Origin of the sequence: Dyella sp. (assembly GCF_035508675.1) — a bacterium.
Taxonomy (GTDB): domain Bacteria; phylum Pseudomonadota; class Gammaproteobacteria; order Xanthomonadales; family Rhodanobacteraceae; genus Dyella_B.
Genome location: NZ_DATJMN010000007.1, coordinates 1 through 10130 on the forward strand (window position 1 = coordinate 1; position 10130 = coordinate 10130).

Below are 10130 nucleotides of genomic sequence, written 5' to 3' on the forward strand. Positions count from 1 at the left end.
TCGCAACCGCCGCAACAGCGATGGCACCGTGTCGCCGGCCGACGATCATCCGGACAACGAAGCGATCTACATTGCCAATGCTGGCCTGGTGCTGCTGGCCAACTATGCGCCGCGCCTGTTCGCCATGCTTGGCCTGCTCGATGGTCATGCGTTCGTCGATGAGGCTGCGCAGCAGCGCGCGGTGCATTGCCTGGTGTATCTCACCGATGGACACACCGATAGCGAAGAGCACGCATGGGTGCTCGACAAACTGCTATGTGGCATGTCCATCGATGAACCCGTACCGCCGGCGCCGCCGTTGGACCCTGTCATTCCCACGCTCGACAGTTTGTTGCCGGCGGCGATCGCGCACTGGAGCGCATTGGGCAGCACCTCGCCGCGCGGTTTGCGGCAGACCTTTCTGCAGCGCATCGGCCGGCTGGTCGAGCACGAAGCGCACGAAGGCGAGCATTGGCGCCTGAAGGTGCAGCCGGGTCCTTTCGATGTGCTGTTGGACCGGCTGCCCTGGCGCTACGGAACGATCAAGCTGCCATGGATGAAAGGAGCGATCCATGTCGACTGGCGTTGACGCGCGCATGCTGCATGCCGAAGCGCTGGGCCAGGAACTCGACTGGCTGGATGCCGTGCTCAATCTGCGCCTGGAGCAGCATTTTCAGCAACACGCACAAGGCTTCGAGGCCGCGCCGCCGCCGCCCGCGCTGCCGTCGGGGAGTGCGCTGGCGGAACTGGTCGCCGAACTTGCGTTGGCGCCGATCGAACGCGCCGTGCTGGCGCTGGCCCTGGCGCCGCATGCGCGCCCCGGCGTGCTCGATCTGTTGTTCGTGCGCAATCAGAATCTCGACCGCGGCTTTACCGAATTCGGCGGCTGGAAGGCGCAGCGCCATGGCGGTTTCCTGCCGACCGGCGAGACGGCGGCGTTCCTGGTTGCCGGTGACAACCTCGTGCGGCGCATTGCGTTGCTCGACCTGTTCGATCCGCAGCACCCCTTCATGGCACGCGACATTTTGCGCCTGGATTGCGAAGCCGCCGGCAATGAGCCGCAACTCAGCGGCGCGCTGAGCGTGAGCGCCGAAACACTGCAGCGATTGCAGACCGGTGTGTGGCACAAGCCCGACTACAACATCCAGTTTCCCGCCAAACGCATCACCACCGATCTCGGCTGGCCGGATCTGGTGCTGACGCCGGATGTGATGGACGAGATCATGGTGATCCTGGCCTGGATGCAGCAGGGAGCCGATTTGATGCGCGACTGGGGCTTGAGCCGCGCGGTCAAGCCCGGCTATCGCAGCCTGTTCTACGGACCGCCCGGCACCGGCAAAACGCTTACCGCCACGTTGCTGGGCCGGAGCACCGGCGTGGATGTCTATCGCATCGATCTGTCGATGGTCGTGTCCAAGTACATCGGCGAAACCGAGAAAAATCTGGCGCGCGTGTTCGACCAGGCGCAAAGCCGGCGCTGGGTGTTGTTCTTCGACGAAGCCGATGCGCTGTTCGGCAAGCGCGGCGCCGTGCAGAACAGCAACGACCGGCATGCCAACCAGGAAATCGCCTATCTGCTGCAACGCGTGGAAGATTTCCCCGGCGTGGTGATTCTTGCCAGCAATCTGCGCGGCAATATCGATGAAGCGTTCTCGCGCCGCTTCCAGTCGATGGTGTACTTCCCGATGCCCGACGCCGACCAGCGCCTTCGGCTGTGGCGCGGCCTGCTGCCGCAGAAGGAGCGTCTTGCACCCGACGTCGACCTGGAAGCGATCGCCGAACAGTACGAGTTGTCCGGCGGTTCGATCGTGAACGTGTTGCGCTTTGCCGTGCTGCAAGCCGCACGCAGCGGCGCGACGCAGATCGGTGCAAGCCATCTGCGTGTTGCGCTGGCCAAGGAATTGAGCAAGGAAGGGAGGACGGTGGGATGATGCCGCTCTCACACGCGGTCTCCATGCTGCGCAATGCCGCAGTGCATGGCTGCCTGGCGCTGGCCATGCTTGTCTTCGCGCCCGGTGCGGCCAGGGCCGTTACCTCCTGCAGCAACACGCCTTTGCAACTGGGTGGCGGCGTGACGGCCCTGCCGAATGGCGCGATCGGCCAGCCGTATCAATATGTGTTGCGTGCGGCCGGCGGCACGCCGCCGTACACCTACCAGGCCGATAGCCTTCCGCCCGGTATCACGATCAGCGCCAACGGTACGCTGGCCGGCGCACCCAGCTCGTTGCCGTATATCGCGGTATTCGTGGCCATGGTGCGCGACCAGCATGGCTGCGTCGCGCAGCATACTTACCGCTTGGCGATCATGGCGCCGTGGCAGCCTTCGCCACCGGTGCATCCCAGGGCGCCCAGCCCGCCAGCGCCGCCGAAGCCGCCCCAAAAGCCGCTGCCGCCTCCACCACTGAGCACCTTGCCGCTGGCCGACACCTTGGCGGCGCCGGCTTCGCCGCAGCCCACGATGGACGCGTACATGCTCACCGACGCGATATTCAAGGACAAAGACCTGCTTGATGAGCTCAAGCAAATGTCCGCCGATGCCGCAACGGCGGGCGGCCTGGCGCCCGCCGACGAACCGGATCACAGCGATGCGCCAGCTGCGGCCAGTTCCACTTCCATTGATGCTTCCGCTCAACAGGACGGGGACGTTTCGATCGAAGACGACGCCAAGGCGCAATTCCAGCGCATGCTGCAACCATTGATCGGGGTGGAGTATCCCGGCCGCGAATTGTTCGCCGCTGCGCTCGATACACGCCTGTGCCGTTTCTCCGAGGCGCTGATCCTCGCCGCCGCCAACAAGCAAGGGAAGGCGCCGCCGAAGTTCAACGCAAGCGATTGCCCACCGGACTGGACCAAGCTGGCGAAACAGGATGACTACATGCCGCGCGATCCGCTGCCCTGGCAGCAGGTGCCGCAATGGCTGATGAGCCCAAGCCTGCGCAGCCTGCTGATCGACAAGGCTGCGCAACCGCATCCGCTTTTGAATCCACCGGCACCGCTATGGAGCGGCCTGGGCTGCGGCTGCGTGCGCCAGCTCACCGGCGAGGTCTACGCTTTCTATCCGTTCTGGCACAACCAGGACAAACCGATGCCACTGGATTTCAGCCTGCTCTCGCGCATCAGCGTGTTCACGCTCTGGTTCAAGGACAACGGCGACCTGGCATTGCCGGCGTGGGGTGCGCCGTCGCAGACCGATTTCATTCGCGAAGCCCAGCGCCATCGCACCGCGCTGGACTTCACGCTTTACCACCACGATTGGCAATTCCTGAAAACAGCCACCGATGACGATGTCGCGCGTATCACCGCGCGCCTGGCCGACGAGGCGGCCGATTTCATCGATACGCCGCTTGCCGATCTCGCTTCGCGCAGCCATGCATGGTTGCCGGGCTTTGCCAAAGTGGAGCGTTACGGCAACGGCCTGACGCTTTATCTGGATCAGATGCCTGCGGCCAACGATCCCCTGCGGCCGGCGTTCGCGCGTTATCTGGATCGGCAGGTAAGGGCGCTGATCAGCGAGTTGCGCCGGCGCGAGCGCCCATACGTGCTCAATATCGTTCTGCGCGATGCGGATCTCGATGCACCCAACAGCATCTGGCAGGTCGATGCGATGAACCAATACGTACAACAAGCCGAATCGCCGGTCTCGCACAACCATCTCGCCGCCGGGGACAGCGCACGCTACCGCAGCAACACCAACCTCACACTGCGCTACATGGTGTTGCTCACCCAACCCACCGACCGCAGCATGCGCGAGGTGCTGACCACGATCGACCAGGATAAGAACCTGGACGAGGAAGACACCCGGCTGTTGCTGCATCGGGTGATTCCGGTCGTCTCCAGCGGCGCATCCAATCAAACGGCATTGGCAGAAGACCTCGCTTATGCGGCCGACAACTTCGGCGGCGTCGGGTTCTGGGCCGCATCCTCGCTAAACCAGCCGCTGGGCCAAATGCTCTCCACGCGTGTGCGCAGTAGTTTCCTGACGCGCATCCCACAGGCCGAGCAATTGAATGCGTGGATCTGCGACTACCGCTGGCCACTGCGCATGGCCGCCGAAGGGCTGCTGGTGATATGGCTGATTGCCTTCGCGTTCTATCAATCAAGCTGCCGCATCCGGCAAATCGGCCTGCCGTACCAGTTGGGCTTGCTGCTCGGCGCCATAGCGTTCCTGATCGTCGGCGCACTCCTGCTGGTCGGCGACCCGACCCTGGCCGAGGTCCGCCGTGGCAACGCCTTGCTTGCACTGTTAGTCGTGGCCCTGATCGCCACGATCGCCTATCACATGCTCAAACCAAGAGTGGAGAGTCCATGAAAACGCACAAGGTGGCGCAAACCAAACAAAGTGCCGAACCGGCAGCAGGGCAGGGTGAGGCTGCCGGTACCGTACAACGCCAGGTGGCGGCCACGCCGCGGCAAACAGGCGAGGCGGCGCATATCGCGCAGCTGAAAGGCGATGCCAAGCCGAAGGGGAAGATGCCGCCGCCGAAGAAGGGCAAGGGCAAGTAACGCAGTGGTTTGCTTGGCCGTCATTCTCGCTTTCGCACATGCATCGTCCGAGGGGCAGCACGCATGATGGATTTATTGGAGAAAGCCGCCATTCTGCAATACCACCGCCGCCGCATCGGCGACCCCGAGCGCTGCGCACTGGGCTGGCGTACACCCGACAGCCAGCGCTTGCGCTTCGAAGCACTGTGCCGTGTCGGCGATATGAGCGGCTGCAACGTGCTGGATCTAGGCTGCGGCTATGGCGACCTCAAGCCGTTTCTGGATCGGCGATTTACCGAGGTCGCCTACCTTGGCGTCGACCATATGCCCGAGTTCATCGACGACGCACGTCGGCGCCATGGTCACCTGCCACGCACCGGCTTCGTGCAGGCCGACATGCTCAACGCGCAGTTCCCCGCGGTGGATTACGTACTCGCATCGGGCGCCATGAGCTATCGCAGCAACAATGCGCTCTATCCCTACAGCCTCATCCGCCAGATGTGGGAGGCCACGATACGCGGCATCGCTTTCAATCTGCTTGATGCCCATGTGTTCGACGCCACTCACGTGCTGTGCGGACAGGATCCGAAGGCGATTCTGGCTTTCTGTCGAACGCTCGATCCGGCCGCGGAACTCCTGGCCGGTTATCTAGCGGATGATTTCACCATCCTGATGCGGCGCTGATCATCGCATTTATCACTTGCTCAAGCGGAGAGTGGCATAGCCATGAAAATGCACAGGGCAGGGCAATCCAAGGAAGGTGCCGAACCGGCAACCGGGCAGGGCGAAGGGGCTGGTGTCATGCAGCGAAGGTTGGCCGGCACGCGAAGACAGGCGGAGCAATCGGCGCATATCGCGCAGCTCAAAGGCGAGACCGGGTCGAAAGCGGGCAGTGCTCGCATGCAACTCAATGACGACGAGAGCTTGGAGCGCGAGGCGGATGTGATGGGAGCGAGAGCGCTGCGTATGTCCGATCCTGTCTCGGAAACGAAGGAGGCACCCCGGCACGGAGCCTCATTGACGCAACTCCGGCCGATGCCGGTAGTTTCCCGCGGCATCACCCACCTGGTCCACGAGCAAGCCGACAGCATCTTCGAAGGCTATGAGGTCGGTTCGATCGGCGAGATTGGCCCTGCGGAAAAGCTGGTGGTCGACAATGAAGACATCTACGTTTCACGCCGCGGCATCCACGCGGTGGACGACCCTGAATTGCACGAACAGTACCGTACGGGCGAACAGATTTTCGATTGGTATCGAGTGCTGAAAGTCAAAGACGTGGATGTCGGTGGCGAGAAGCTGTACCTGCGTGAGGAAATGTTTGCTCCCGACCACGATCCAGTCGTGGAAGAGGAGCCCATGGATGAAGCCCGCGAAGAGAGAATCTTGTGCGATCCGTACGGCGAAGGCGAGGAGGAGGAGGGCGTCCTGCTCGGCAACGAAACCACCGAGGAATTTGCTGGGTGCGAACTGGAGATAGGCGACAAGACCCAGGTATTCGATAGATACGCCACCATCGAACCCCGGGGCGCACGTGTCGGCGACACCGTAACGGTGAGGGTTTTCCGGAACCACACCGAGGGCGTGCTCAAAAAGATCAACATGGTCCCAAAGACCCGGCTGAGGGTTCGGCTCAATGCGTCCGGCGAGATGCTGGTCGAACCCGGAAGGGTCAGGGCGGCAGGACCCAAGGCGATCAAACGCCAGACCCATGCGACCATCACTCACTACACCCGGCAGGCTCACCCGCACGGCGGTGAATTCGTCAGCCCCCGCACGGGGGCGATCGACATCACCAGCCATGCGCTGGGATCGGGCATCTACGGATTTCACACGGTCGACCAGACGGTCGAGGATTATGCGACGGAGCGCAACCTCGTCGCGATGCAGGTGACCATTGCCCATCCCTTCACGGTTCAAGACCGTGCACATGGCGAGGCGCTGAAGCGCTTCGGCAAGCTACTGGCGCAAACGGCGAGCGATCTGAATCTATCCTTTGGCCCGTCGACCGTCTTTTCGATGCCGCTGATACAGGGCATGTTGCTCAACCATCGCAACTATCCGCAACTGGCGGCCCTGCTGACTGCGCTGCTCGCGCGCGCGGGCTACGGGCAGGCGCCCAGCAACGCGCTGGGCAGCGCCCTGCTGCAGTTTTTCTCCGTTTACCACCATCTCGAAAGCCTGTATGTCGAGCAGGTTGGCACGATCCTGTTCAGGCGTTTGGGATTCGGAGGCATCGTGGGCGAGCCGGACACGGGTATCAATGGGCTGACCACCGGCAACGTGGCCTTCGTGACCGACTACGTGCACACCAAGATCAAGACCAGGGCGGGAACTGGGCACGACTACGTGACGTGAGTTTGCGAAACAAAATCCGCACGCTCTCCTCATCGCCATCACGGTCACGGAGCAGAAAAAAATGAGTACCGCAGCGCCGTTGCAGCAAGCCGAAGCAGAAGTTCAGCAAGCGGAGTCTCGGCACCCGCGCAAGGCCACCCAGCTCGCGTCGGGCGGTAGTGAATTTATCGATGCCAGGCCGCAGGCCGAAGTGCAAAGGCGGTTGCAGGAGATGGCCGACAACAGTCATCAGGCCGGGCAATTGCAAGCCTTTCACCAGACGGTGCAAGCCGGTGCGCGGGCGATGCAGCTTAAAACGACCAGCACGATGATGAATGCGCCAGTCTTGCAGCAAGCGGCAGATGCGCCCAGGGCGAACCAGACCGGCCTGCCCGACAACCTGAAGGCAGGTGTCGAAACGCTGTCGGGCATGTCGATGGACGATGTCAAAGTCCACTACAACTCACCCCAGCCGGCACAGCTGAATGCGCATGCCTATGCACAGGGCAGCGACATCCATGTGGCGCCGGGACAGGAAAAGCATTTGCCGCATGAAGCATGGCATGTGGCGCAGCAAAAGCAGGGCAGGGTGCGACCGACCATCCAGATGAAGGGCGACATCCCTGTAAATAACGACGGAGCGCTGGAGGCCGAAGCCGATGCCATGGGTGCCAAGGCATGGTCAAGTGGCAGTGCCGATGCAGCAGGCGTGCAATTCAAAAGAGATGCGCATCACCAAGACACCATCCAACGATTTGAAAAGGCAGCGGCCAAACATGGAAGAGACCGCGAAAGCGACGGAAAAACCGGCGTGCCGTCCAGTTCGGGACCGATGGAAAAGCCGGCGGCACAACTACAATCAAAACTGGTGCAGCTGGAGATAGACGACTACGTTCCGAATGGAACGCGGATCATGGTAAGCAACCCATCCGCAGGCGATGCGGGGGACATCGGCACGGTGATCGGGCGCTCGACGGTTAAAGCGCGATGCATGCGGGTGGTGTTCGATAACGAGCCGGATGTTGCGTACCGAGTATATTTCCATGAAATAACCGTCATTTCAGCATCTGCCGAGCGATCGGGAAAAGATGGCTCGCAGGTCCTGAAAGAGATGATGGATAGTGTCATAAGCGCGGTCCTCAAGGCGCCGGTAGAACTTGCGAAGGTGATGGATCCTGATAAGACCTATGCTGTCTTCGGCTTTGTGGCGAGTCCTTCACAACAGCTGCAAAAATGCCTGAACGATTGCACCGGCCTGTCTGCGGAGCAGACGGCTATATATCTCTACACCACGTATTTCTTCGGGCCATTGAACAGGTATCTGCGTAATCCGGGCGCGTTCGTCACGACAACGCAGATAAGGGAATTGATTGCGGTAACCCATGCGCTTCTCACGAGGGCATTCAATAACACGCCTGGAGCGAAGCTGTTGCCAAAGTTCAGGATGGAGTTGCAAGCGGAATGGATGGGCGCCAAGGGTGAGGGGGAAGATTTGTCGTTTGCTGCCTTCACGAGTACGCATCCTGACCTGCACGGCATAAACGCCATGTGGCCAGACATAGAGGCGGGCACCTTCGGCAAAATCTCCAAGCTGGCTTTGTTGGTTTTTGAAGGTGATACAAAACTATTGAATCCGGTGGCGAAGTATTTTCCGAAGGAAAACGAAATGATTCTTCCGCCTGGAATCCAGGCAAGCATTCAAAAGAAATACGACATAGCCTGGAAGAGTTGGACGGTGACCGTGTACCACTTGAAGATACAGCCGGGGGCGACCGAGGCGCCGAGCTTTCAGCTGACATTTGATCCCAGTGGCTATGTTGCCGTTGTTGAAAAATGACCGGGATCCATAGGCAAGCAGGATGAAGCAAGCCATTTCGGCCCCGCAAAAAGAGGCAAGCCTGCAGAGGCCAAGTGCGCGCGCGGGCATCGCCATGGCGCATCCGGTACAGCGGAGAATTGATGAAAGTCCCCGCCAATTGACGCAACAAGGGAAAATGGCGCAATGGCAGCAGGCGCCGACTGCTTCCGAAGCCATGCCGGGACACGTCGTGCAGCGATGGCTGATCGAAGACGAGAGCGGCTTGTTTGTCAATTTCGCGTGGGCCTTGCTTGCCAACGGCGCTTGGGTCGTCATGCGGGCTGATCAAATTCCGCAACACTGGAATCGCGAGTACAACGGGGAGCAGGGCGAGTGGTTTTTTTTCGAGCCGGTCCCTGCGGAGGATGCTCAGGACCTTGAAGATGAGCCACCCCCTGCGCAGTATGTTCAAGACCTCATGGAACATGCCATCTACGTTCCGCAAGACGACCGCCAAGACAGGTATTACATCGGGCAGGCCGTCGCCTATACCTATAATCTTTCCACCTGCACAGCGATTTCCCTTTATCACTCGCGTACCGGGCTTTCTTACCTGCGTCATGCCGATGCACTCACTGAGCCTGCGCAAGTCCAGCAAAGCGTTGAAGACTATATTCGACAAGTTATCGAAGGCAGTGACGGTGACTTCAGTCTTGAGGATATCGAAGTCACCATTTATGCCACCAATGGTCCCGAGAACCGCGAATCCTCATTCGAGAAGATCGCGGCCGGTTTGAGGGCAATCAACGTAGACCAGAACGTCATCGACATGTTCGATCGGGCGCACGTCGCAGAGGGCATGCAACGGGAATACCACATCGTTATGGGCGGTGGCCTCGCACCCGGCTACGTCGACCCGGGCCATGGCATGTCGACCTTTGAATACACCCTGCAGCACATTGTTGATGACGATATAGGCGACGGTATGATCTATGGCGCTACGTTCCTGCAGGTCATCAACGCAGCTTGGGCGTATTCGAGCGGCGATGCACGTGAATTGTTTGGTGCCTTGATAGCAAGCGCAGGAGAAGCTGCGGCTCATCGGGGTCTTCAAACGGAAGCCCAAATCTTGCAAAACATCCTGGATGGCGTGCCGTATCCGCGGGAGCCCGATGCGGAGCAAGAGGTGCCGATCGATGAGGCGGAATACAACCGGCGACGGGCGGAGGCCGGCGGCGATCATTTGACAAATTGGGCAGAGATGTCCGAGCTGGAAGATCAGATTCGTGCCGATCTTCGGCAGGAGGCTCTCGGCAGGCGCGACCGCCTTGATGGAGAATCCAAGCGCTCATAGGCAGACCACCGGTCTGCTTTCGCCGTTTCGTCGCTTGGAACAACGGGCGTCTTCATAGCCAAGAAGCTTTTGCCTAAGGATGCTCTGATTAATTCAGCGTAGGCCGCAGAGGTCCTGTGTGTTCGCAGAGCACAGGGCCATCGGCGAAGGCAGACTGGCGTCTGTCGAGACGATGGACCGAAG

The 10130-nt window shown here is 60.7% G+C and carries 8 protein-coding genes; all 8 read left to right on the forward strand.

The window, feature by feature from the left end; all coding sequences use genetic code 11:
- A partial coding sequence (locus tag VMA74_RS00195) for a contractile injection system tape measure protein (RefSeq protein WP_325363610.1) occupies positions 1 to 568 on the forward strand: 568 nt, incomplete at its 5' end.
- Positions 552 to 1910, forward strand: a complete 1359-nt coding sequence (locus VMA74_RS00200; RefSeq protein ID WP_325363612.1) for an ATP-binding protein — start codon at positions 552 to 554, stop codon at positions 1908 to 1910. The genes VMA74_RS00195 and VMA74_RS00200, both read left to right, overlap by 17 nt.
- Entirely contained in the window at positions 1907 to 4288 is a 2382-nt protein-coding gene (locus tag VMA74_RS00205) for a hypothetical protein (protein WP_325363614.1), read from the forward strand. The genes VMA74_RS00200 and VMA74_RS00205 overlap by 4 nt, the downstream gene beginning before the upstream one ends.
- Complete coding sequence (locus tag VMA74_RS00210; protein ID WP_325363616.1) at positions 4285 to 4482, forward strand: hypothetical protein; 198 nt, start codon at positions 4285 to 4287, stop codon at positions 4480 to 4482. Before VMA74_RS00205 ends, VMA74_RS00210 begins: the two co-directional genes overlap by 4 nt.
- Before the next feature lie 63 nt (positions 4483 to 4545).
- Entirely contained in the window at positions 4546 to 5145 is a 600-nt protein-coding gene (locus VMA74_RS00215) for a class I SAM-dependent methyltransferase (RefSeq protein WP_325363618.1), read from the forward strand.
- Between the two features lie 42 nt (positions 5146 to 5187).
- Positions 5188 to 6816 carry a hypothetical protein gene (locus VMA74_RS00220; RefSeq protein WP_325363620.1) on the forward strand — a complete coding sequence of 543 codons (1629 nt, stop codon included), beginning with the start codon at positions 5188 to 5190 and terminating at the stop codon, positions 6814 to 6816.
- A 61-nt stretch (positions 6817 to 6877) separates the two neighbouring features.
- Positions 6878 to 8632 (forward strand): DUF4157 domain-containing protein, encoded by a 1755-nt coding sequence (locus VMA74_RS00225; protein ID WP_325363622.1) that lies wholly within the window; start codon positions 6878 to 6880, stop codon positions 8630 to 8632.
- A 22-nt stretch (positions 8633 to 8654) separates the two neighbouring features.
- Positions 8655 to 9947: a hypothetical protein gene (locus VMA74_RS00230; protein WP_325363624.1), complete on the forward strand. Its 1293-nt coding sequence runs from the start codon at positions 8655 to 8657 to the stop codon at positions 9945 to 9947.
- The last annotated feature ends 183 nt before the right edge of the window (positions 9948 to 10130 follow it).

Coding starts and splice junctions, on each gene's coding strand:
- VMA74_RS00215 (WP_325363618.1), top strand. CDS start 4,546: ATGATGGATTTATTGGAGAAAGCCGCCATTCTGCAATACCACCGCCGC.
- VMA74_RS00205 (WP_325363614.1), top strand. CDS start 1,907: ATGATGCCGCTCTCACACGCGGTCTCCATGCTGCGCAATGCCGCAGTG.
- VMA74_RS00210 (WP_325363616.1), top strand. CDS start 4,285: ATGAAAACGCACAAGGTGGCGCAAACCAAACAAAGTGCCGAACCGGCA.
- VMA74_RS00200 (WP_325363612.1), top strand. CDS start 552: ATGTCGACTGGCGTTGACGCGCGCATGCTGCATGCCGAAGCGCTGGGC.
- VMA74_RS00220 (WP_325363620.1), top strand. CDS start 5,188: ATGAAAATGCACAGGGCAGGGCAATCCAAGGAAGGTGCCGAACCGGCA.
- VMA74_RS00225 (WP_325363622.1), top strand. CDS start 6,878: ATGAGTACCGCAGCGCCGTTGCAGCAAGCCGAAGCAGAAGTTCAGCAA.
- VMA74_RS00230 (WP_325363624.1), top strand. CDS start 8,655: ATGAAGCAAGCCATTTCGGCCCCGCAAAAAGAGGCAAGCCTGCAGAGG.